The 22,000-nt window shown below is 67.1% G+C and carries 17 protein-coding genes; 5 read left to right on the top strand and 12 right to left on the bottom strand.

Going from position 1 to position 22,000, the window contains the following annotated elements; translation table 11 throughout:
- Positions 1 to 146 precede the first annotated feature (146 nt).
- From ACIQTX_RS15260 to ACIQTX_RS15250, 3 genes are all read right to left on the bottom strand, one after another.
- On the bottom strand, positions 147 to 4,202 hold the full coding sequence (locus ACIQTX_RS15260; RefSeq protein WP_402973576.1) for an NACHT domain-containing protein: 4,056 nt from the start codon (positions 4,200 to 4,202) through the stop codon (positions 147 to 149).
- Positions 4,203 to 4,387: 185 nt separating this feature from the next.
- Positions 4,388 to 4,990, bottom strand: coding sequence for a hypothetical protein (locus ACIQTX_RS15255; RefSeq protein ID WP_402973573.1), 603 nt, complete (start codon positions 4,988 to 4,990; stop codon positions 4,388 to 4,390).
- A gap of 553 nt (positions 4,991 to 5,543) precedes the next feature.
- On the bottom strand, positions 5,544 to 7,217 hold the full coding sequence (locus tag ACIQTX_RS15250) for a thiamine pyrophosphate-binding protein (RefSeq protein ID WP_402973570.1): 1,674 nt from the start codon (positions 7,215 to 7,217) through the stop codon (positions 5,544 to 5,546).
- 163 nt (positions 7,218 to 7,380) lie between these two features.
- On the opposite strand from ACIQTX_RS15250, the gene ACIQTX_RS15245 reads away from it, so the two are divergent.
- The gene (locus ACIQTX_RS15245) at positions 7,381 to 7,890 is read left to right on the top strand and encodes a phosphoribosyltransferase (RefSeq protein WP_028503424.1); all 510 of its coding nucleotides are present in this window, start codon (positions 7,381 to 7,383) and stop codon (positions 7,888 to 7,890) included.
- Positions 7,891 to 7,899: 9 nt separating this feature from the next.
- On the opposite strand, the gene ACIQTX_RS15240 is transcribed toward ACIQTX_RS15245, so the two are convergent.
- The 8 genes from ACIQTX_RS15240 to ACIQTX_RS15205 form a co-directional block, all read right to left on the bottom strand.
- On the bottom strand, positions 7,900 to 9,423 hold the full coding sequence (locus ACIQTX_RS15240; protein ID WP_402973567.1) for an ATP-dependent DNA ligase: 1,524 nt from the start codon (positions 9,421 to 9,423) through the stop codon (positions 7,900 to 7,902).
- A gap of 140 nt (positions 9,424 to 9,563) precedes the next feature.
- Positions 9,564 to 10,334, bottom strand: coding sequence for an enoyl-CoA hydratase/isomerase family protein (locus tag ACIQTX_RS15235; RefSeq protein WP_402973564.1), 771 nt, complete (start codon positions 10,332 to 10,334; stop codon positions 9,564 to 9,566).
- A gap of 12 nt (positions 10,335 to 10,346) precedes the next feature.
- Positions 10,347 to 11,468, bottom strand: coding sequence for a 1,2-phenylacetyl-CoA epoxidase subunit PaaE (gene paaE, locus ACIQTX_RS15230; protein WP_402973559.1), 1,122 nt, complete (start codon positions 11,466 to 11,468; stop codon positions 10,347 to 10,349).
- Between the two features lie 43 nt (positions 11,469 to 11,511).
- Entirely contained in the window at positions 11,512 to 12,006 is a 495-nt protein-coding gene (paaD, locus tag ACIQTX_RS15225) for a 1,2-phenylacetyl-CoA epoxidase subunit PaaD (RefSeq protein ID WP_028503428.1), read from the bottom strand.
- Positions 12,000 to 12,836, bottom strand: coding sequence for a 1,2-phenylacetyl-CoA epoxidase subunit PaaC (paaC, locus tag ACIQTX_RS15220; RefSeq protein ID WP_402973556.1), 837 nt, complete (start codon positions 12,834 to 12,836; stop codon positions 12,000 to 12,002). The genes paaD and paaC overlap by 7 nt, the downstream gene beginning before the upstream one ends.
- Positions 12,833 to 13,138, bottom strand: coding sequence for a 1,2-phenylacetyl-CoA epoxidase subunit PaaB (gene paaB / locus ACIQTX_RS15215; protein WP_017828375.1), 306 nt, complete (start codon positions 13,136 to 13,138; stop codon positions 12,833 to 12,835). Before paaB ends, paaC begins: the two co-directional genes overlap by 4 nt.
- A complete protein-coding gene (paaA, locus tag ACIQTX_RS15210; protein WP_028503430.1) occupies positions 13,138 to 14,112 on the bottom strand; it encodes a 1,2-phenylacetyl-CoA epoxidase subunit PaaA in 975 nt (324 codons plus the stop codon). Before paaA ends, paaB begins: the two co-directional genes overlap by 1 nt.
- 85 nt (positions 14,113 to 14,197) lie before the next feature.
- Positions 14,198 to 14,617 carry a pilus assembly protein CpaE gene (locus ACIQTX_RS15205; RefSeq protein ID WP_402973551.1) on the bottom strand — a complete coding sequence of 140 codons (420 nt, stop codon included), beginning with the start codon at positions 14,615 to 14,617 and terminating at the stop codon, positions 14,198 to 14,200.
- Positions 14,618 to 14,709: 92 nt separating this feature from the next.
- Between ACIQTX_RS15205 and ACIQTX_RS15200 the strand changes: the two genes are divergently transcribed.
- Positions 14,710 to 16,845, top strand: coding sequence for a DEAD/DEAH box helicase (locus ACIQTX_RS15200; protein ID WP_402973548.1), 2,136 nt, complete (start codon positions 14,710 to 14,712; stop codon positions 16,843 to 16,845).
- Positions 16,846 to 16,872: 27 nt separating this feature from the next.
- Here ACIQTX_RS15200 and ACIQTX_RS15195 read toward each other — a convergent pair whose 3' ends face one another.
- The gene (locus ACIQTX_RS15195) at positions 16,873 to 17,640 is read right to left on the bottom strand and encodes an IclR family transcriptional regulator (RefSeq protein ID WP_402973545.1); all 768 of its coding nucleotides are present in this window, start codon (positions 17,638 to 17,640) and stop codon (positions 16,873 to 16,875) included.
- Positions 17,641 to 17,796: 156 nt separating this feature from the next.
- Here ACIQTX_RS15195 and dhaK point away from each other — a divergent pair, with 156 nt between their 5' ends.
- From dhaK to ptsP, 3 genes are read left to right on the top strand one after another with little or no spacing between them, the layout of a single operon-like run.
- The gene (gene dhaK / locus ACIQTX_RS15190; RefSeq protein WP_105526754.1) at positions 17,797 to 18,789 is read left to right on the top strand and encodes a dihydroxyacetone kinase subunit DhaK; all 993 of its coding nucleotides are present in this window, start codon (positions 17,797 to 17,799) and stop codon (positions 18,787 to 18,789) included.
- Positions 18,789 to 19,430, top strand: coding sequence for a dihydroxyacetone kinase subunit DhaL (gene dhaL, locus ACIQTX_RS15185; protein ID WP_105526755.1), 642 nt, complete (start codon positions 18,789 to 18,791; stop codon positions 19,428 to 19,430). Before dhaK ends, dhaL begins: the two co-directional genes overlap by 1 nt.
- Positions 19,430 to 21,922, top strand: coding sequence for a phosphoenolpyruvate--protein phosphotransferase (ptsP, locus tag ACIQTX_RS15180; protein WP_402973540.1), 2,493 nt, complete (start codon positions 19,430 to 19,432; stop codon positions 21,920 to 21,922). Before dhaL ends, ptsP begins: the two co-directional genes overlap by 1 nt.
- Positions 21,923 to 22,000: the final 78 nt, after the last annotated feature.

The following is a 22,000-nucleotide window of genomic DNA, read 5'->3' as shown; positions in this document are numbered from 1 at the left end:
TGCTTGAGGTGCCGGTGACTGATTTGCTTCCTGCGCAGGCTCCGGATGTGACGACCCGGTAACGCATCATCGCTCCGTGGGGCTGGGCTCGCGGGTTAGTGCAAGGTTCGACCGCTAGAGCGCAAACGATGGGACAGGCGTGCGGTTCAACTTGGCAAGCTTGCGTCATGGTAGACCGCGGATATGTCGAGGGTCGGGCCAAGCGAAGCCGCTTCGGAGTCGAGGTGACTGCGTAGCCCTTTCGACCGCCTGCGCGCGGCGACGGCACGTGCCTCTACGGTGATCTGACTGGGAGGGAACATCACCACCAGGTACACACCGTGCGTGAGACCTGCTTGCGCCAAATAGTCGTCTGCGAGTTGAGCTCGCAGACTCGTCTTGACTTCCGAGTTCCAGATTCCCTTCACTTCGACGACGACAATGTACGCGTGGCCGCTGTCAGGGTCGCGCACTTCGACTCGGAGGTCGTTACGCTTTCCGACTCCTCGACCTGTGCGATTGACTACCTCAACCTCGCGGTTGATGACGAGCCCGCTGCGGGCGAGCAGCAAGCGCAACCCGTGGCAGTACCAGTCGGAGATGTGGTTTTCGTCCTTCGGGTTTGCCAGGTCCGTCCCCAGATTCCATAGCGCGAATGCTTGGGGGGTCTCACCGCGCAACCATTCCTCAATCTCTGTCAGCGCATCCATCACGATGAGCTTCGCATCGCGGGAGCTCCGTACCAAGCGCGTGTCCGTGCGCTCGAGTAGCGAGTGAAGTTCTGAGACTGCGAGTGGGAACCACCCGGCGAGGCGATATGCCTCGCGAGCACGGATAAACGCGTAGCTGGTGACTGCACCCGGAACTTGGCCTGCGATTGCCGATGCGGCCGCCAAGCTGTCTCGGGTCCCGTCTCGCACTATGCCCGTGAGCAACTCGTCTCTCCACTCGGCAAGATCCTGTTGTGGGGTGATGGGGTGGACTCCAGATGGCCATGATTCCCCTGGAGGGAACAGAGCCGCAACCCCGACGTATAACCTGGCGCGCGTCTGGACATCTATCCCCGAGGCGGTCGCAGACTCTAGGCGCTCTGCCTGCGCGAACAGCGGCAGGGTCACCTTCGCAACGTCGGCGCGGTCGTTCAGCAGCGACTCTATGAAGCGGATGCCTTCGATGGGGTTCACTCGCAGGGTCACTTCGAGGATGGTGGCCAGCTCAGCGGCGGAAGATGAGATTCGTACTCGCCGGCGCATCCATAGAAGCGCGCCGTCCTCGTCATGCTCGAGGTACATGCTCGCCAGCTCTCGTCGGGATTCTTGTCTGTTCCGAATCCCAATCCGGATCTCCGTTTCCATCGAATCGTCGATGTAGGGCGTGAGCCCGGTCAGATAGTTGCTGAGGCTGGCTCCCCGGCTGACACGTCGAAGATGTTCGTGAACTGCGCCCCGAAGCGCTCCGGGATTGCTTGAAAAGGATCGCTGTAACAACTGTTCTCTTACTTCCGGTTCCGCTCCAGTTTGTGGGAACTCGAGTATCGGGGTGTTCAGACGTGCCCAGTCATTGCCAATCAGGTTGTTCAGCAACGTTTCGTCATGTCGTAGCAGGGTATGCAGCGCCTGATACGCGGCTACGGCGACAAAGCTGTACTCGCTTGGTGATACCTCGGAAAGTCCGGCGACGTGCGAATTCCTTAGGAACTCAGCGGCTAGCGCACAGACTTCGGTTCTGGTTGTGGCGTCCAGGTGTTGCGAGGCGTTCGTAGATAGGAGGTCAGGCGTGAACTCATACCGAAACTGCGCATGCTCTAGGTCTACGTCCAGCCAGCGGGCGAGGTCCCAGAATCGTGTTGTGTCGTCGCGCGACTCTCCCAACCTCTCCCGAATGCCCGCCGTGTAGTCATCGGCGTTCATTCCTTCGGCCTCTACTTGATCTGTGGCGGATGCCTCCTCGTGATACGCGTGGAATTGCTCGCGGGCCTTGGCCGCGTGCTCGGAGTCAAGTCGGATCGGGTCGAATCGATACCGGAAGTGAGTCCAAAGCGACGTATCGCGCGTGCCCCAGATCAACTCCATGTCTTCGGGTCGTTCAGAGTCCAGGAACCGGTCGACGAGTTCTACCCAGAACATGCGCTGCGCTCCCGAGGCTCCCTGAGCCACGCTGAGCACCCATTTCAAGTCGTCGCGCTCAACGAGTGAAGACCCGTCAGAGAACCCGGCCCCCTGAAGTCGGAACCAGCCAATCCGGTCATCGGCAAATAGGGGACCTAGAGATCGAATGAGGGCGCGGCGGGCTTCGCTCCCCATCTCGTCGCGACGGATCGGGAGCCTACGATGTCCTGCGGTGAGTTGCGCGTGTAGCGCTGCCGCTACGTCAGCTGGAACATCGCCGTCGCCCGTGATCGTCTTGAGGCGAGTAGCCATGGCGCTTTGCACAAGCTGGCGTAGGCTGCCCCGCCCGGACCACCATCGGGTATCCAACGCGTCAGCAGTCGACGCCCAGGACAAGATTGCCGCAGCGTACTCGTCTGTGAGCGAGTCGCTCAGGCTCGAGAGAAACATCGAGTAACTGCCCAGAACATGTTCCTGCGGTCGCCACAACAACTCCGTGAGTAGCAGCGGTGTCATCTCTTCGGGCCAGAGCGCACGCATCACAAGGCCGCGTAGCTCCCCGCTGCGGTCATTCGCAAAGTAGTCGCTCGTCACAATGTCAGATCGATCCAGGTGTCTGGCTAGTCGCTGACGCAGGATCACACTTGCCGACAGCTCGCGCTCCCTCGGCGTCGACGAACGGTCGGAGACGATTGCAGCGAGCTCATCCTCCAAGCCAGGAACATACGAGTCGCGAAGAATCCGCAATGAGACGATTCGTTCGATCTCGTCGCTGGTGCGCAATCTCGACTGGAGCTGACGCTGCAGGTCGGGGTGCTCGAGACCGGAGAGCTCATCTCGCCAAGTGATTGCCCTCTCGACCGTCTCTGCCCTATCTAGAAGGAGCTCGACTAGGAAGCCAGCAAGTTCAGGAACGTCCAGTGCGATCTTGTTGCGTACGAGACTGATTGGGTCGAGTTCGACAAGCCAGCGAAAAGCGTCTCCGTCGAGCGCCACCAACCAAGTAGCCACGTCGGCCATCTGCGGCGGAATCACCTCGCCATCGGGAACGATGAGGATCGATTCCAGGCGGGACCGCGAAATCTCATGGTGGATCAAGAACCGTGCAGCGAGAAAGTCTTGGAGACGGCGATGCGCGAAACGGCTCTGGCTCGTTCCGCTCGACGCGAACAAGGAAGTCCTCAAGACATCCTGGAAGTCGGTGTTCTCAATGTTTACGGAGCGGTTAGCGACGGGGCTCATTCCGACTAGCAGCTCTGTCTGGGTAGCTTCGGACGGAGTCCCCGCCAGGTACAAGGCGAAGTCGGTGGTGCCAGCGAAAGTGGCGAAACCCGCGAGACGCTCTGCCGTGGCTAGCTGCAGCAAGGGGTTAGCCGTGCTCGGAGCCGGCGGCGTGTAGCCTGCCACGGAGTTGTGTCCAAGTGAGAGATGGATCGCGCGGTCAAAAAGGTCCGCCCGAGAGTCAGGGAACGACCCGTCCTCGAGGTAGATCTCACAAAGTAAGTGCAAGGTGAACGGCACTGCCGCAAGCGAATCGAGTCTCCGGCTCGCGAGTTGGGACGTGAACGTCTGGGCCTCGATGCCCATCGAATGCGCAACGGCTTCGACGTCACTCCGACTTAGCGGCAGAAGAACGTGTGATGCGCCTTCTTCCAGCTCGTCGAAGAGATCGTGCAACGCTACGACAGACTCAGCGGTGCGGCAGGTGGCAATCACTCGCCAGCCTGCATTTGTCAGGCCCGTGAGCTTCTTCCGGAGAAAGGGCACAAAGTTGTTGATGAGCGTCGGCGCCTCGTCGACGCTGTCCAGAAGGAGCAGCCGTGCATCCTCAATCGTGTCGAGCGTTTCGAAAGCGATCTCCACGTTGCGTGCCGAAGTGCATTCGCGAAGGTTCAGCAGCTCAATCGAGTAACCATCTGCGCTCCACTGTTCGAAGAGGTGACGCATCGCGGTCGACTTGCCGATACCTGGTTCGCCAAGCACCAGGCTTGCAGTCCGGTCCTTCAACGATGCCAGCGGAAGGTAGTACTCAGGGCTCGCGTCTGCTGCTTCAGGCGCGTACTCCCCGCTATGGCCGAAGGATTGAGTGGTGACTAGGCGGTCGACGACATGCACGAGATCAAGCTATCGCCGACACACATAGATCAGGGTGGACGAACAGCTTGCGTGTCGCAAGCAACGTGAGGGCGCCGCTCGGAGATGCTGACGACCTAGCCCTGGCCCACCTCGGCGCGCACAGGATGTGGAAAGCAGTTCCTCGCTTCTCGACGGACAGCATCTCCTAGCATGCAGGTGGAGGGTCAGAACCACGGATCTACGGCCCCGAATCGAGTAAATGAGCAAGACTTCAATGTTGCGTGCGAAAGATCCCAGTCCTGCCACGCCGGTAGGTCGTCGCTGTTGATGGCCACATAATGTACGGCAAACCAGCCGAAGTTGATCTGTTGAACGTGGAACGGCCCGAAGTATCGAAGGTCGGATTCCGATGGGTAAGAGATCGACCAATTCTTGAGGTTCTCGACCGCCCGAAAGGTGACTCTCGTCCTCGCTGCCGCACCGCCCCAGTCCGAGCCGCCCGCGACGAAATCGGCGACAGCGTCGTGGATGGGTACCCCATAGTGCGCGTGGCGCGAGTACTCGAGCTTCAGCAGTCCCCGGTAGAGATCGAGAACATCGTGGTCATCGAGTTCCAGCGATAGCTGCCTGGATTCCCACAGGGTGTCCTCATTTGCTGCGACGTTTTTCAACAGGGCGTCGACCGCTCGATCTTGCGTCGCGGTGCGCGCGTTGTTGCATTGAGCGCAAAGAACTCGCAGCTTGAAGTTGTTCGAGCCGGGGCCCTGCGTATGAAAGATCGTCCCGTCGAAGCTCCCGTGAGACATCGTCTTCCAGTCCACACTCATCCGTCGAAGGTACTGGGCCGGATACTTGTGCTCACCGGAACTGGCGGGCGCGTCTCGACAGATCCAACACAACCTCGCGGGAACCATACGAGGAGCGTAGCGCGGGCAAAGCCAGCGGAAGGATGCCCTCGCACGTGGACCTGCGGGACGAGTCTGGCCGGTGTGCGACGCGGACCCGACACGCTCGCGCGCCAATCGATTCGACAAGTTGCGGGGATCAGAGGCGTGGCGAACACGTCGTTGACGTTCTGACGAAGAAATCCCTAGTCACAATCCCCACACGGGCGGCCCCGCGGGATCTGTGCGCAGCACTCGCTGCAGTAACTCGCACATGCTCCGGCACCCGAAGCGGTCGCAAAGCCCGACTCTCCCGATCCGTCCGGACGCGCACCGACCGACGCGACTGCCTCAACGACCACCGCGACAGTGCTGTTGCCCGCGCTGGAGCGGGGCTGGTCGTGATGCATCGGCGACGTCGCCTCGGCTGAATGGACGCGATGGTGTCGGTGCGGTCCTGTGCTCGCGCCGACACCACCGCGTCAGATAGGCCAGATCACGAGTTCACGCGGATGATCTCCTGCTGATATGGCGCGATCACGTCGCCCGAGATGCGCAGATCGAGAAGCAGGAAGCGTCGGGATGCCGTGTCCTCCTTCTCCCAGGTCGCCAGACGGTCGAGGTCTGCGAGCGTGCGCACCACCACGCCCTCCGCGCCTACAGCTGCGCCGAACGCGGCGAAGTCCACCTCGGGGATGCGCATCGGTCCCTCGGCCAGACCCTTGAGGCCGTAGAGGTTGACCTCGGCTCCGTAGGCGGCGTCATTCCAGACCACGGCCATGCCCCGGCCGCCGGCTGCACGGACCGCAGACTCCAGGTCGGCGATCGCCATCAGGCCGCCGCCGTCGCCGGAGGTGAGCACCACGGTCGATTCGCGCCGGGCCAGAGCCGCACCCACGACGCTCGGCCACCCCTGTCCGATCGACTGGAACGCGGTGCCGATCATCATCATGCGGTCGGGGGCGGCGACCGGCCAGTACATGTTCGCCCAGCCGATGAAGTGTCCGCCGTCCGACACCACGACGCGGTCCTCCGGCAGCAGCTCGGCGATGCGGCGGGCGGCAGAGCGCGGGTCGAGGCGCCCGTCGGGGGCGAGATCGTCACCAGCGTCGTAGGCCCGCGCGGAGGCGACATCGACGCTCTCGCGCCACGGGGTCGTCGGGCTGGCGTCGGATGCGGGCTGTGCTGCATCGGTCCCGATCCGTGCCACGAGCGCCTCCGCGGCCAGACGGGCGTCGGCGCGCACGAACCCGCCGACGTGGGCATGGCTTGCAGCGGGCGCGATGTCGATCTGGAAGACCCGGGTTCCCGGAGCGAAGAGCTCACCGAACCGCATCGTGAACTGGTTCAGGGCGGCGCCGAAGACAACGGCGACGTCGGCGGTGCGAATGAGCTCCATCGCTCCGTCCGCCCCGAAACCCCCGGTGACGCCGAGGTCGTATCGCGAATCGGGGAAGACACCTCGGCCGAGCGCCGACGAGGCCGTGAGGGCGCCGGTCGCGGCCGCGAGCTCGCCCAGAGCGGCACTCGCACCCGACAGCCAGGCGCCTCGACCGGCGAGCAGGAAGGGACGCTCGGCTCCGGCCAGCGCAGCGGCGATCTCGTCGAGCATCCCCTCGGCGAATTCGCCGCGCGGGGCGAGCGGGGCCGGGATGCGCGGCGACGGAGCCTCCGGCACCTCGCCGGCTTCGAGTGCAGCGACGTCGTATGGGATGGCGAGGACGACGGGAACCCGGTAGGTGAGGGCGTGCTCGATCGCGATGACCGTGGTGGCAGCGGCATCGGCGCGTCCGACCGTATAGGTGCGGGCGCCGACGGCCGAGGCGAGTGCGATCTGGTCGACGTCCCACGGGCGCGGGCCGGACGTGGGCTCGTCGCCGACGACGAGCACGAGAGGCACGCGCGCCTGCACGGCCTCGGCCAGTGCGGTCAGGGTGTTCGTGAAGCCCGCACCGTACGTCGAGGTACCGGCGGCGATGCGACCGGAAGCGCGGAAGTGGGCGTCGGCGGCGACCACGGCACCCTGCTCGTGACGGACGGCGGTGAACACGGCATCCGTCTGGGTCTCGATCGCGTCGAGGAAGTAGGCGTTGCCGTTGCCCATCACTCCGAAGACCGCATCGATGTGCTGGGCGAGTGTGAGGGCGACGTGCGCGGAGACGGTGGGCATGCGAAAGCCTTTCGAGACAGGGACGGAGGAACTGCGATTTCCGTATGTGTCTCGCCCCCGCGTCTTCGCGAAGTGCTTCGTGCCTCTTTTTCAGGCACCGGCCGGGCCGGACCCGCTCAGTCTATCGGGGGAGGAGCGCCGGCGGATGCGGGAGAATGACTGAATGACTGATGCAGAGATCGAGCGCGAGACACTCACCTGGGACGGCTTCGGAGGGGCGACGCGCGATCTGGCACGGAACATCCTCGACAGCGGCTTCATGCCGGAGGTCGTCGTGGCCATCGCCCGCGGCGGGCTGCTTCCGGCCGGAGCGATCGCGTACGCTCTCGGCGCCAAGAACTGCGGCGCGATCAACGTCGAGTTCTACACCGGCATCGGCACCGTGCTCGATGCTCCGGAGGTTCTTCCGCCCGAGCTCGACATGGCGTACCTCGACGGACGCCGCGTGCTGCTCGTCGACGACGTCGCCGACTCCGGCCGCACTCTCGCCCTCGCCGTGCAGCTGCTGAAAGACAAGGGTGCCGATGTGCGCTCGGTCACCATCTACACCAAGCCGTCCACGATCATCCAGCCCGACTACGCGTGGAAGGACACCGACCTCTGGATCAACTTCCCGTGGTCGTTCCAGGGCACCGTCCGTGAAGAGGATCTGGGGCTCGCGCCCTCCGCCTGATCGGGCGGTTCAGCCTCTCAGCAGCGCACGCAACGCCGAGATCGTGTCGGCCTCGGCGGGCGATTTGTCCTGTCGGTAACCCTTCACTCGGGCGAATCTCAACGCGATGCCGCCCGGATACCGGGGTGAGCGCTGCACGCCGTCTATCGCGATCTCCACGACGATCTCGGGCCGCAGGAACACGGTGGATGCCGTGCGGTGCGACTCGTGCTCGGGGAACTCCGCGGTCTGCCAGCGCAGCAGCTCGTCGGTGAGTCCCTTGAAGGTCTTTCCGACCATGACGTAGCCGTCGGGGTCGCCGAACTCGCCAGCGGGATCACGTGCGCCAAGGTGCAGGTTCGAGAGCCAGCCGCGACGGCGGCCGGAGCCCCACTCCGCGCCGAGGACCACCAGGTCGAACGTGAGGACGGGCTTGACCTTGATCCAGGACTTGCCGCGGCGACCGGCGGCGTAGGGTGCGTCGATCGCCTTGACGACCACACCCTCGTGCCCGGCGGCGAGGGCATCGCGCGACAGCTGCTCGGCGGCATCGGCATCGTCGGTCACGATCCCGGGGATGCGCCAGGCCCCGGCCACGCGTTCGAGCTCGTCGAGCCGGGTCGAGAGCGGTTCGTCGATCAGGTCGCGCCCATCCACGTGGAGCACGTCGAAGAACCAGGGCCTCAGCACGAGCTCGCGTGAGGCCTCGGCGCCGAACCGCGACATCGTCTCCTGGAAAGGGCGCGGGCCCCCGTCTTCGTCGAGCGAGAGCGTCTCGCCGTCGAGGATGACATCGTTCGCGGGAAGCGCGCGCACGATCTCGACGAGTTCCGGCACGCGGTGCGTGATGTCGGCCAGGCTCCGCGTGTAGACGCCGACCTCGTCTCCATGACGGTGCACCTGGATGCGAGCGCCGTCGAGCTTGTACTCGACTGACGCCCTGCCTGTGAGCTCGAGCGCGGCGGATGGTGTTGCAGCCGTGGCCGCCAGCATCGGGAGGACCGGGCGCCCGACCTGCAGGCCGATGGCCTCGAGATCGCCTTCCGACCCGGTCAGCGCCACCCGAGCCGTCTCGCCCAGATCGCCGGACAGCATCGCCGCGCGTCGGACGGTTGCGGGCGGCCGATCAGCTGCGCGGGCGATGGCGTCGAGGAGCACGCCTGAGAGTGCGCCGGTGCGCAGCTCGCCGAGCATGGCTCTGACGAGGAAATCCCACTCGGCTGCCGTGGCACGAGAGGCGAGTCCGCCGAGGATGCTGCTGCGGGCGGACGCGGAGCCGGAGCCGGCGGTCGCGGCGAGGGCCTCGAGAGACGCGTCGACAGCACTCACGGTCAGCGTCGGATCGTCGGCGTGGGCGATCTCGATGGCCGTGAGGCCGCGCCACCCGACGCCCAACCTGCCTTGGCGAGGGGACGCGAGCAGGAGTCCCACGAGCGACGCGAGCTCGTCCGGCTCCGATCGCGCCAGCAGTCGCGCCAGAGCGTCGACTTTCGCGAGCCGAGACGACGTGGCGGAGACCGCTTCTGTCGTGTTGACGACCTCGGAGAGCATCATCTCGGTATTGTCGCATCGGCCACCGACGCCGGACAGGGCTCGTCAACAGGCTGGGGCCCGGGATCAGGCTTTTGCTGTCCGAGTCGCCTGATGCGGCGCGAATGCCTGATGAGGCGAGCGGCCTCCGCGCGCGAGCGGTCTCAGCGCCCGCGGAACTCCGGCTTGCGCTTCTCCTGGAACGCGGCGAACCCTTCGCGGTAGTCGTCGGTGTCGCACAGCGCGGCCTGTGCCGCGTTCTCGATGCCGACCGCATCCCACAGCGTGAGCCGCTCGTCGCGGATGCGGGCGATGAGTTCCTTGCTCGCGAGGAACGCCGCCGTGGCTCCGCGGGCGGCAGCCGCAGCGGCATCCGCCGTCGCCTGCACGACCTCGTCATCCGGGAACACGCGCGAGAACAGGCCCGAGGCCACAGCCTCCGAGCCGCTCATGAGCCGCCCCGTGTAGATCAGGTCGAGCGTCTTGTGCGCGCCGAGTCTGTCGAGGAAGAGCGCGTGACCGCCGGAGTCGAGCGTCGCGCCGAGCGCCGCGAACGGGGAGCCGACCTTCGCCGACTCCGCAACGTACACGACATCGGTCGCGATCAGCAGTCCGAGGCCCACACCGAGACAGGCGCCGTGCGCGACCGCGAACGTCGGCGCGGGGAAGCGCGACATCCGCTGCAGCAGCGGAGTGACCCGGCTGCCCAGGTAGCCGAGCACGTCGTCGTCCCGGGGGTCGACGCCGGAGATGTCGCGCCCGGCGCAGAAAGCGCGCCCCTCTCCGCGGAGCACGAGCGCCCGTACGCCCGCAGCCTCCGCCTCGACATATGCCGCGTCCAGTTCCGCGAGCGCCTGCTCGTCGAGGGCATTCAGCTTCGCGGGCGCGTTCAGCACGATCGTGGCGACGCCGTCAGCGATGGTGAGGTCGATCATGAAGGCTCCTGGTCAGACGTCGTAGTCCACGACCACACGGTCGCTGGTCGGATGGGACTGGCAGGTGAGCACGAACCCGCGCTCGAGTTCGTCGGGTTCCAGGGCGTAGTTCTCGGTCATGGTCACGCTGCCCTCCAGAACCCGTGCCCGGCAGGTGCCGCAGACGCCTCCAGCGCACGCGAACGGGGCATCGGGGCGCACACGCAAGGCCGCGTTGAGTACCGACTCGTGCGCATCGACCGGGCTCTCCACGGTCGAGGAGACACCGTCGAGGGTGACCTCGATGCGTACGGTCTTCTCGCCGGCGCGCACTTGCACCGGCCGCGCGGCACGCACCGGCTCGTCACCCGTCGTGAACAGCTCGAAGCGGATGTGGGAACGGTCGACGCCCACGTCTGCCAGCACCTCGCGACAGAGGTCGACGAGCGAGAGAGGTCCGCACAGGAACCACTCGTCCACGGTCGATGGCGGGATCAGCGTGCCGAGGATCGTGCGCAGCTTCTCTTCGTCGATCCGCCCGGACAGCACCGGAGCCGCCCGCTGCTCACGCGACAGCACGTGGTGCAGCACGAGTCGCGTCGGATACCGGTCCTTGAGGTCGGCGAGATCCTCCAGGAACATCACGTCGAGCGTCGCCCGGTTCGTGTAGAGCAGAGTGAATCGTGACGTGCCCGAACGGGTCAGGATGGTGTGGGCGAGCGCCATCAGCGGCGTGATGCCGGAGCCCGCGGCGATTCCGACCACGTGGCGGTGGTCGAGGTCGTCGAGCGCCGAGGTGAACGTGCCCTGCGGACTCATCACGTCGATCTCGAAACCCGCGTGGAGTCCGGTCTGCGCCCAGGTGGAGAAGAGTCCGCCCTCGTCGCGCTTCACGGCGACGCTCAAACGAGTGTCCTGCCCGTCGTCTCGATGCTCCGGCGCGCGGCACAGCGAATACGAGCGTCGCACCTCGACCCCATCGAGGGTCGTACGCAGGGCGACGTACTGGCCGGGGAGGTGGTCGTACTCGTCGGTGAGGGCGGCCGGCACCGTGAAGGTGACTTCGACCGAGTCGTCGGTCAGCGGGCGCACGTCTTCGACCACGAGTGTGTGGAAGCGGGCGCGCTTGCGGGGTGCGACAGTGCGCGGTTCCATCGCACGAGGTCTGGGCGCGGGCGCAGAGGTGAACAGCGACATATCAATGCACCTTGAAGTGGTCGAAGGGCTCGAGACAGGCGCGGCACTCGAACAGTGCTTTGCACGAGGTCGAACCGAAGTGGGAGACCTCGCGGGTGTCGAGGGAGCCGCAGCGGGGGCAGCGCACACTCAGCATCAGTCGGATCGGACCGGTCGACAGAGCCGCGCGGCCGGAGGGCGGTGCGATGCCGTACTTCGTGAGCTTGGTCTTTCCGGCCTCCGACATCCAGTCCGTCGTCCACGCGGGGGAGAGGACCAGGCGCACCTCGACCTCGTCGTATCCGGCGGCGGTGAGGGCGAGGATCACGTCGTCGCGGATGGTGTCCATAGCGGGGCAGCCGCTGTACGTCGGGGTTATGTCGACATGGACACGCGAGCCGTCGACCTCGACCGCACGGAGCACGCCGAGGTCTTCGATCGTGAGCACGGGCACCTCGGGATCGGGTACGGACGCGGCGATGCGCCAGGCTGCCTGCGTCGGAGTGAGCGTCACCATGACGCCCCCGGATGCCTTCGAGCGAGCACCTGCATCTCCGCGAGGATGTGGCCGAGGGGCGACGCGTGGGCGCCACGTCGACCGCCGGCCGAAGAGGCGGCGACCGCCGGAACCGTCAACTCGGCTTCGAGGAAGACCATGGTCACCACGCCGTCGAAACCTTCGCGCAGACTCGACGGCCGCACTGCCGCGTCGCCGAGCCGCTCGATCAGGTCGTCGTCGCGGAACAGCTCGTCGACGTAGGGCCATACGTCGCCGACGGCGCGGATGATCCGACCGCGAGACTCCTCCGTGCCACCGGCCAGACGCAGGATCCACTGCACCGCATGATCGCGGTGGTAGTCGACCTCTTTGAGCGACTTCTCGGCGATCGCGGCGAAGGTCTCATCGCTGCTGCCGCGCAGGGCGGCGTACAGCTCGAACATGTACGTGGCGACCACGAACTGTCGCGCGATGGTCTGAGCGAAGTCGCCGTTGGGCTGCTGCACGATCCAGGCGCAGCGGAACTCGGGTTCGTCGCGGAAGAAGGCGAGGTCGTCTTCGCTGCGGCCGTCGAAAGAGCCTGCGTAGTGAAGGAACGAGCGCGCGTGGCCGAGGAGATCGAGGGCGATGTTGCCCAGCGCCACGTCCTCCTCAAGCTCCGGGGCGTTGGATATCCAGGCACCCAGCTGCTGCGAGAGGATGAGCGCGTCGTCGCCGAGGCGCAGCGCGTATTCGGCGATGTCGGCCGACGCGGCGACTGCGCCCGTGCCCGAGAGCTCCTGCGAGAGGCGGAGTTGGTCGACCGAGACGTCACCGTGGATGTCGAGGTCGTCATGTCCTGCGCTCACAGGTGCGGCACCCCCTCGGAGGCCGTGTAGTAGACGGCGTGGCGGTAGTTCTTGCCGGCCGGGCTCTCGAAGTACGCGCCTTTTGCGTCGGGGTCGCTCGTGGTGATGGCATCGGCCGGAGCGACCCAGATCGAGACACCCTCGCCCCGGCGCGTATAGAGATCACGGGCGTTGCGGATCGCCATCTCGGCATCCGGTGCGTGGAGCGACCCGACGTGCACGTGGCTGAGCCCGCGATTCGCGCGGACGAAGACCTCCCACAGCGGCCAGGGTTCGCGCTCATCTGCGCCGGGCGTCGCCATCAGGCCACCGCCTTCGTCTTGAGGGACTGCTTGCGGGCGTATTCCGCCGCAGCCTCGCGCACCCAGGCACCTTCTTCGTGTGCGGTGCGTCGACGCTCGAGCCGCTCGGCGTTGCAGGGGCCGTTGCCGCGCAGTACCTCGAAGAACTCGTCCCAGTCGATCTCGCCGATCACGTACTGCCCGGTCTTCTCGTCGAGGCGCAGCTCGGGGTCTGGGAGCGTGATGCCGAGGATCTCGGCCTGGGGCACGAGCATGCCGACGAAGCGCTGACGCAGGTCGTCGTTCGAGAAGCGCTTGATCTTCCACTTCATCGACTGCGCAGAGTTGGGCGACTGGTCGTCGGGCGGCCCGAACATCGCCAGGCTCGGCCAGTACCAGCGGTTCACGGCATCCTGCGCCATCTGACGCTGTTCCTCGGTGCCCTGCATCAGGGCGAGCAGGATCTCGAACCCCTGCCGCTGGTGGAAGGATTCCTCCTTGCACACGCGCACCATCGCGCGCCCGTATGGTCCGTACGACGCGCGGCACAGCGGCACCTGGTTGACGATCGCCGCACCGTCGACGAGCCAGCCGATCGCGCCCATGTCGGCCCAGGTGGGGGTGGGGTAGTTGAAGATCGAGGAGTACTTGGCCTTGCCGCTGATGAGCTGGTCCATCATCTCGTCGCGGGTGGTACCGAGCGTCTGCGCGGCGGAGTAGAGGTAGAGGCCGTGCCCGGCTTCGTCCTGCACCTTCGCCATCAGGATCGCCTTGCGCTTGAGGCTTGGTGCGCGCGTGATCCAGTTGCCTTCTGGCTGCATGCCGATGATCTCGGAGTGCGCGTGCTGGGAGATCTGCCGGACGAGGGTCTTGCGGTACGCGTCGGGCATCCAGTCGCGCGGTTCGATGCGCTGCTCGTTGGCGATGAGCTCGTCGAAGAGGCGTTCCTCATCGGAGAGCTCGCCCACGAGGGACAGATCTGCAGGACTGGTCATCATCGACTCCTCGATATCAGGTCATGTTTACTGACCGATCGTTAGGTAATTCTGACACAGAAGAGGAACGTCTTCAAGACGACGCTCAGTGCGAGCGGGAGATCAGCTCCAGGAGCGCGCGGCCATACGCCTCAGAGGGGTCCGGATGCTCGAAGGCGAGAGGGGCTCCCGCGATTTCGATCTCGACGCGGAAGGTGTCGTCCAGTCGCTTCAGGGCCCGGAAGGTCCCCCGCAGAAGGTCGCGCAACTGGTCCTCGCGCGGCAGCCACACCGCGTCAGCGAGGGTCACCGCGTCGAGCGCCCACTCGGTGGTCCCGTTGAACGCCAGGTCGGTTCCGCTCGGTGTCTGGCGGGCCTCGATCGTCATCTCGCTGACAGTGAAGGTCTCGGCCTCCGCTTCGAGCTCCACCTCCTCAGGCAGATCGAGCTGGAACCGGTCGCCCTCGGCCGGGTGCCACGCCAATCCGGCGTCTCGCAGGGTGACGGCCAGCTCACGCGTGATCATCCCCTCACGCTAGACGACGGGACTCGCCGCGGGGCTGACGAACCTGGGGAAGAGGGCATCGCCGTGTCGGCGGTGTGGGGCAGAGTGGGGGCATGACTTCCGCAGCCCCCGCCGATACCCGTGAGGCCGCGCGAGCGGCGCTGCGCGAGCTCGTCGGACGCCCAGACGCCGACTTCCACGACGGGCAGTACGAGGCGATCGAGGCGCTGGTCGAAGGGCGCCGCCGCGCGCTCGTCGTGCAGCGCACCGGCTGGGGCAAGTCGGCGGTGTACTTCGTCGCGACTCTGCTGCTGAGGAGACAGGGAGCGGGGCCGACCGTGCTCGTGTCACCGCTGTTGGCACTCATGCGCGATCAGATCGCCGCGGCCGAACGGGCAGGGGTGCGTGCGGTCGCGATCAACTCCACCAATGCGCACGAGTGGTCCGACGTGCTCGGGCAGCTCGATCGCGACGAGGTCGATGTGCTGCTGGTCTCGCCGGAGCGCCTCAACAATCCCGCCTTCCGTGAGCAGCAGCTGCCGGCCCTCGTGCGTCGGATCGGCATGCTCGTGGTCGACGAAGCGCACTGCATCAGCGACTGGGGGCATGATTTCCGTCCCGACTATCGGCGGCTGCGAGACCTGATCGCGCAGATGCCGGCCGACGTGCCGGTGCTCGCGACCACCGCGACCGCCAACAGCCGTGTCGTGGCCGATGTCGCCGAACAGCTGGGCAGCCTCCAGTCCGATGGCGACGCGGCCGGTGAGGCGGAAGCGGAGCCGGTGCTCACGATCCGCGGACCGCTGGCGCGCACCTCGCTGCGACTCGGCGTGCTGCGCCTACGCGATTCGGCGAGTCGCCTCGCGTGGCTCCTGAGCCACATCGACGACCTGCCGGGCTCCGGCATCATCTACACGCTGACGGTCGCTGCCGCCGTTGACACGGCCCGGCTGCTGCGCGACCACGGTCACGACGTGCGCGCGTACACCGGGCAGACCGATACCGAGGAGCGCACCGAGTCGGAGGGGATGCTCAAGCGCAACGAGGTGAAGGCCCTCGTCGCCACGAGCGCGCTGGGCATGGGGTTCGACAAGCCCGACCTGGGGTTCGTGCTGCACCTGGGCGCGCCCTCGTCGCCCGTGGCGTACTACCAGCAGGTCGGTCGTGCCGGTCGCGCCAGCGAGAGCGCCGACGTGCTGCTGCTCCCGGGCGTCGAAGATCGAGACATCTGGCACTACTTCGCGACGGCCTCGATGCCGGATCGTGAACGGGCGGAGCGGGTGATCGGCGCGCTCGGCGATGCACCCATCTCGACACCGGCGCTCGAGGCGATGGTCGACATCCGCCGCACGCCGCTCGAACTGCTACTCAAAGTGCTCGACGTCGATGGTGCCGTGCGGCGGGTGCAGGGCGGATGGGTCGCGACCGGTGAGCCGTGGACCTACGACGCCGAGCGCTACGAGCGCATCGCCGCCGAACGTCTCGCCGAGCAGCAGCACATGATCGAGTACGAGCAGACCGACGGATGTCGGATGGAGTTCCTGCAGCGTTCTCTCGACGACGACACGGCTGCGCCCTGCGGGAGATGCGACAACTGCGCGGGCGGATGGTTCCCGCGGGAGATCGGGGAGTCCGCGAGCACGCAGGCTGCCCAGTCGCTCGACCGCGTCGGCATTCCGATCGAGCCTCGGCGTGCCTGGCCGACCGGCGCGGATCGGCTCGACGTACCGGTGAAGGGCCGCATCCCCGCCGACGAGCAGGCGGGCGAGGGACGTGCGCTGGCGCGCCTCACCGACCTGGGCTGGGGTGGGGCGCTGCGCGAGCTGTTCGCCGCCGGTGCGTCGGACGTGGTCGTGACGCCGCAGCTGCTCCAGGCCTGCATCAGGGTGCTCGCCGGATGGGGATGGGATGAGAGGCCGGTGGCCGTGGTGGCCATGCCCTCGCGTTCGCACCCGCTGCTGGTCGACTCCCTCGCGCGCGGCCTCGCCGACGTCGGGCGCCTGCCGTACCTCGGCGCACTCGAAGCGATCGGAGGCGGGCCGACGGGTCAACCGGGTGGCAACAGTGTCTTCCGTCTGGCCGGGCTCTGGGATCGCTTCAGCGCTCAGCACCTCGACATGCCGCCGGGGCCGGTGCTTCTCGTCGACGACCTGGTCGACAGCCGGTGGACGATGACGGTCGCTGCCCGCGTGCTCCGTCAGGCCGGGGCGACCCAGGTCTTGCCCTTCGCCCTCGCGTTGCGCGGCTGACCGCGGGTCGGACTCGGCCCGAGGGCCTCAGTCCTCTGCGGGCGCGACGCGCGGCGGCCACGTGGTGGAGCCGAGTTCTCGCGAGATGTTTCGGGCGGTCTCGCGCAGGGCATTGAAGATCGCATCGGAGGCCGGTGTCTGCGAGGTCGGCATCACGACGGCGACCGCGGCGACGATGTCGTTCGACGCGTCGGCGATGGGGGCGGCGATCGAGGATTCACCGAGCACCGCTTCGTCGAACTCGCCGGCGGTTCCACGCTCGGCGATCGCCGGGAGCTCGAGGGTGAGCCGGGCGGTGTCGATCATCGTGTCGCCGGTGAGACTGCGCAACGGCTGCTCGAAGACGCGTTGCTGGAAGCCGAGGTCATAGGCGAGCAGCACCTTGCCCATCGCTGAGGCATGCGCGGGGATCGCGACGCCGGTCTCCAGCATCTGCTGACTGTCGTCCGGCCGCAGGTTGTGGTGGATCACGAGCACGTCCGTGAAGTGCGGGGCGCCCAGACGCACGGAGAGGTTGGTGCGGCGGGCGAGCTCCTGCGTCCACCGCATCGCCCTCGCGCGTACGTCGAGCGTGTCGAGGTACACGTTGCTCAGGCGCAGCAGGGTCGGGCCGAGCATGTAGCGCTGCCCCCCGCGTTCCTTCGCGACGAGTCCGTGCGAGCGCAGCGACTTCACGATCCCGTGCACGGTCGACGGCGGCAGGCTGAGCGCTGCGGCGAGGTCGGTGATGCCGAGGTGGCGTGCTCCCTGGAGCAGTTCGAGGATCTTCGCCGCGCGGTCGATCGACTGGATCACGGTGGCCTCTCTCCTTCCGGTTCGTCGTCGAGCCGGATCGTCATGCCGGGCTTCGGGATTGATCTTGACAACCCGGCAGGCTCCGAGCATATTCGACATTAACGAATTGCTTTCCGATTTTTGCGAAAATCACGAAGGATCAAAGGAGATCGAACGATGAAGAAGCTCATCAACGCCCCCGAGGACGTTCTCGTCGAATCGCTGAGGGGCGTGGCGCTCGCTCATCCCGAGCTCTCCGTCGACCTCGAGAACCACGTCATCACGCGTGCCACACCCAAGGCGCAGGGCAAGGTCGCGATCCTCTCCGGTGGCGGCTCCGGCCATGAGCCTCTGCACGGCGGCTTCGTCGGAACCGGGATGCTCGACGCCGCGGTCGCCGGCGAGGTCTTCACCTCCCCGACACCCGACCGCGTGCAGGTCGCCACGAAGGCCGTGGACCGCGGGGCCGGCGTGCTCCACATCGTCAAGAACTACACCGGCGACGTCCTGAACTTCGAGATGGCTGCCGAGCTCGCCGCCATGGAGGGAATCGAGGTCGGCAGCATCACCGTAGACGACGATGTCGCCGTGCAGGACTCCCTCTACACAGCGGGTCGCCGCGGAGTGGGCCTCACCGTTCTGCTCGAGAAGATCGTCGGCGCGGCCGCGGAGGAGGGGCGCGACCTCGCCGCCGTCGTCGAACTCGCCAAGAAGGTGAATGGGCAGGGCCGCTCGATGGGCATGGCTCTCACCAGTTGCACAGTGCCGGCGGCGGGCAAACCCACGTTCGACCTTCCGGACGACCAGATGGAGATCGGCATCGGCATCCATGGCGAACCGGGGCGTCACCGTGAACCCCTCGCTCCCGCCTCAGAGATCGCCAGGCAGCTGGTCGAGCCGATCCTCGCCGACATCGATGCCGCGGGCCCCGCGATCGTGATGCTGAACGGCATGGGGGCGACGCCGCTCATCGAGCTGTACCTCATGTACGGCGAGGTCGCGGCGATCCTGGAGAAGTCCGGAGTGCAGATCGCACGGAACCTCGTCGGCAACTACATCACCTCGCTCGACATGGCCGGGTGCTCGGTCACCCTGCTCAAGGCCGATGACGAGCTGTTGCGGTTGTGGGACGCCCCGGTGAACACGCCAGGTCTGCGGTGGGGCGCCTGATGGCCGCGGTCGACACCGTTGTCCTCGCCGACTGGGTGACTCGCTTCGGCACGGCCGTGACCGAGAAACGCGACTGGCTCACCGAACTCGACTCGGCCATCGGCGACGCCGACCATGGTGCGAACATGGCGCGGGGCATGAGCGCCGTCGGCGAGAAGCTCGCGGCCGGGACGCCCGCCACGGTCGACGAGCTCCTGAAGACGGTCGGCATGACCCTGGTTAGCTCTGTCGGTGGAGCGAGCGGTCCTCTCTACGGCACGTTCTTCCTGCGGATGGGGATGGCAGCGGGCCCGGTGGCAGAGCTCGACGGCCCCGGTCTCGCCGCCGCACTGCGCGCCGGACTCGAGGGCATCGTGGCACGCGGCAAGGCGGAGGCCGGAGACAAGACGATGTTCGATGCGATGGCTCCTGCCGTGGACGCGATGGACACTGCGCTCGCCGGTGGTTCATCGGTCGCGGAAGCCGCCAGGGCCGCAGCGGACGCGGCTGCGGCCGGCCGCGACGCCACGCTGCCCCTGGTCGCCCGCAAGGGCAGAGCGAGCTATCTCGGGGAGCGCAGCGCCGGCCATCTCGATCCGGGAGCCGCGTCGACGGCCATCCTCTTCGACACACTCGCTGCGACGATCGCGGACAGCGCCTGATGATCGGCATCGTCGCCGTCTCCCACAGCGCACGGCTCGGGGAGGCGGCGCTGGAACTCGCCCTGCAGATGGTCCAGGGCGGGGGAGCGCACGTCCTGGTCGCGGCCGGTGCCGGCGTCGACAGCGATGGCGCACCGATCCTCGGTACGGACGCAGTGGCCGTGGCAGCCGCGATCGACGAGCTCGCCGCAGACTGCGACGGCGTGCTGGTCCTCATGGATCTCGGGTCGGCCGTGCTCAGCGCCGAGCTCGCGCTCGAGCTGCGCGCGAGCGACGTGCCTGTGCGACTGGCTCCTGCGCCGTTCGTCGAGGGATTGCTCTCTGCGGTGGTGTCTGCCGCGGCCGGTGGCTCGCTCGACACGGTGGCCGCGGAGGCCGTGGCTGCACTCGGGGCGAAGACCGGGGCGCTCGGCGTCGAGGAGGAGCACGCAGCGGAGGCGACTGTCGCCCCGGGGACGGACGGCGACGTGCTGGTCCGTCGGGTGCGCGTGCGCAATCCACTCGGGATCCATGCGCGCCCAGCCGCCCTGATCGCCAAGGCCTCGGCAGGAGCAGACGTACGCCTGCGTCGCCTTCCCGACGGCCCCGATGCGGCAGCGGCGAGCCTGACGCGGCTCCTCGTCCTCGGCGCACGGCAGGGCGACGATCTGGAGCTGACCGCACGGGGTGACGACGCGGCGGAGGCGCTGGATCGTCTGGTCGCGCTGTTCGACGACGGATTCGGTGAGGGGACGGAACCGGCGGAACCCGCGCACGACACGGCACCGACCGCGACCGGTTCCTCGGCTGAGGTGCCGGCCTCCCCATCGGAAACCGACCTGGCGCACGCGGTCACGCCCGGTTCCGTCCTTCGCGGGCGCGGAGTGAGTTCCGGTCGGGTCGCCGCACCCGTCGTCCACCTCGCGCCGCCGCTTCCCGAGCCCGACCCGGCCGTGGTCATCCCCGAAGCCGATCGGGATTCCGAGGTCTCCGCGATCGAGTGGGCATCCGTCGCCGTCGCCGATCAGCTCCGTTCACGCACCGCGCAGGCGACGGGGGAGACCAGAGCCATCCTCGATGCCTCTCGCCTCCTGGCGTCCGATCCCGAGCTCGTGTCCGAGGCCACGGCGCTCGTGCGAGCGAAGGGGCGCAGCGCCGCCCGCGCGGTCTGGGAGACGGCCGTCGTCCATGAGAAGGCCCTCGCCGCGTTGGGGGGCCGAATGGCCGAGCGCATCGCCGACATCCGCGATGTGCGCGACCGGATCATCGCCGAGATCCTCCAGGTCGACATGCCGGGAGTTCCCGAGCGCGACGAGTCCTTCGTGCTGGTCGCCACCGATCTCGCTCCGGCAGATACCGCGCTGCTCGCCGGCGGCGCATGTGTCGCGCTCGTCACGGTGCAGGGCGGACCGACCTCGCATACGGCCATCATCGCGCGCTCTCTCGGTCTGCCTGCGGTGGTCGGTCTCGCCGATGCCGGAGAGATCCCCTCGGGAGCGATGGTGCTCGTCGACGGTGACCGCGGCACTGTCGAGGTCGAGCCTGCGCAGTCCCGTGTCGACGAAGCACGCGCGTCGGCCGTCGTCGTCGACTTCGATGGCATCGGCGCCCTTGCCGACGGGCACAGCGTCCCACTCCTCGCGAACGTCGGGGGAGCGGCAGACGCGACGAGCGCGGCCTCTGCCCACGCGGAGGGCGTCGGGCTCTTCCGCACGGAGTTCTGCTTCCTCGACCGCACCGACGCTCCGAGCATCGACGAGCAGATCGCCGCGTATCGCGGTGTGCTCGCCGCGTTCCCCGGGCGTAAGGTCGTCGTGCGCACGCTCGATGCGGGCAGCGACAAACCACTGCCGTTCGCCAACTCCGACAGCGAGGACAACCCCGCCCTCGGTGTGCGCGGGCTGCGTATCGCCAGACGCCGGCCGCAGCTTCTCGACGATCAGCTGACCGCTCTCGCGCGGGCGGCCGCCGAAGAGAGCGCGCAGGTCGAGGTGATGGCGCCGATGGTCGCGACCGTAGATGAGGCCGGAGGCTTCGCCGAACGGTGTCGGGCGGCGGGGCTGGACAGGGTCGGCATCATGATCGAGACGCCGTCGGCCGCCCTGCTCGCCGCCGAGCTGTTCGAGGTCGTCGACTTCGTGAGCCTCGGCACCAACGACCTCGCCCAGTACACGATGGCGGCTGACCGGCTGCTCAGCGAGCTGGGCGACCTCAACGATCCGTGGCAGCCCGCGGTGCTGCGACTCATCGCGGCCGTAGGCGATGCGGGTCGGGCTGCAGGCAAGCCGGTGGGGGTGTGCGGCGAGGCGGGTGGCGACCCCGAGCTCGCCCCGGTTCTGGTCGGACTGGGGGTGACGTCGCTGTCGATGGCTCCGCGCTCACTCGGGCGAGTGGCCGCGAGGCTGAGCGAGTTGTCGTCGGACGATTGCCGAAGAGCTGCTGCTGCCGCGATCGAAGCGTCCTCCGTCGCAGCCGCCAGAGCGGCGGCGTCGGCAGCATTGGCTCGTGCCTGAGGGGCGACCGACACATCTATATGCGTGCAACGACATGCATCTCATTTCATTCTGATATCGACATGCTGGCACGCGAAG

Source organism: Microbacterium sp. NPDC090281 (assembly GCF_044769635.1).
Lineage (GTDB): Bacteria > Actinomycetota > Actinomycetes > Actinomycetales > Microbacteriaceae > Microbacterium.
This window is presented reverse-complemented; position numbering and strand designations above follow the sequence as displayed.

Coding starts and splice junctions, on each gene's coding strand:
- ACIQTX_RS15255 (WP_402973573.1), bottom strand. CDS start 4,990: ATGAGTGTGGACTGGAAGACGATGTCTCACGGGAGCTTCGACGGGACG.
- ACIQTX_RS15250 (WP_402973570.1), bottom strand. CDS start 7,217: ATGCCCACCGTCTCCGCGCACGTCGCCCTCACACTCGCCCAGCACATC.
- ACIQTX_RS15245 (WP_028503424.1), top strand. CDS start 7,381: ATGACTGATGCAGAGATCGAGCGCGAGACACTCACCTGGGACGGCTTC.
- ACIQTX_RS15240 (WP_402973567.1), bottom strand. CDS start 9,423: ATGATGCTCTCCGAGGTCGTCAACACGACAGAAGCGGTCTCCGCCACG.
- ACIQTX_RS15235 (WP_402973564.1), bottom strand. CDS start 10,334: ATGATCGACCTCACCATCGCTGACGGCGTCGCCACGATCGTGCTGAAC.
- paaE (WP_402973559.1), bottom strand. CDS start 11,468: ATGGAACCGCGCACTGTCGCACCCCGCAAGCGCGCCCGCTTCCACACA.
- paaD (WP_028503428.1), bottom strand. CDS start 12,006: ATGGTGACGCTCACTCCGACGCAGGCAGCCTGGCGCATCGCCGCGTCC.
- paaB (WP_017828375.1), bottom strand. CDS start 13,138: ATGGCGACGCCCGGCGCAGATGAGCGCGAACCCTGGCCGCTGTGGGAG.
- paaA (WP_028503430.1), bottom strand. CDS start 14,112: ATGACCAGTCCTGCAGATCTGTCCCTCGTGGGCGAGCTCTCCGATGAG.
- ACIQTX_RS15205 (WP_402973551.1), bottom strand. CDS start 14,617: ATGATCACGCGTGAGCTGGCCGTCACCCTGCGAGACGCCGGATTGGCG.
- ACIQTX_RS15200 (WP_402973548.1), top strand. CDS start 14,710: ATGACTTCCGCAGCCCCCGCCGATACCCGTGAGGCCGCGCGAGCGGCG.
- dhaK (WP_105526754.1), top strand. CDS start 17,797: ATGAAGAAGCTCATCAACGCCCCCGAGGACGTTCTCGTCGAATCGCTG.
- dhaL (WP_105526755.1), top strand. CDS start 18,789: ATGGCCGCGGTCGACACCGTTGTCCTCGCCGACTGGGTGACTCGCTTC.
- ptsP (WP_402973540.1), top strand. CDS start 19,430: ATGATCGGCATCGTCGCCGTCTCCCACAGCGCACGGCTCGGGGAGGCG.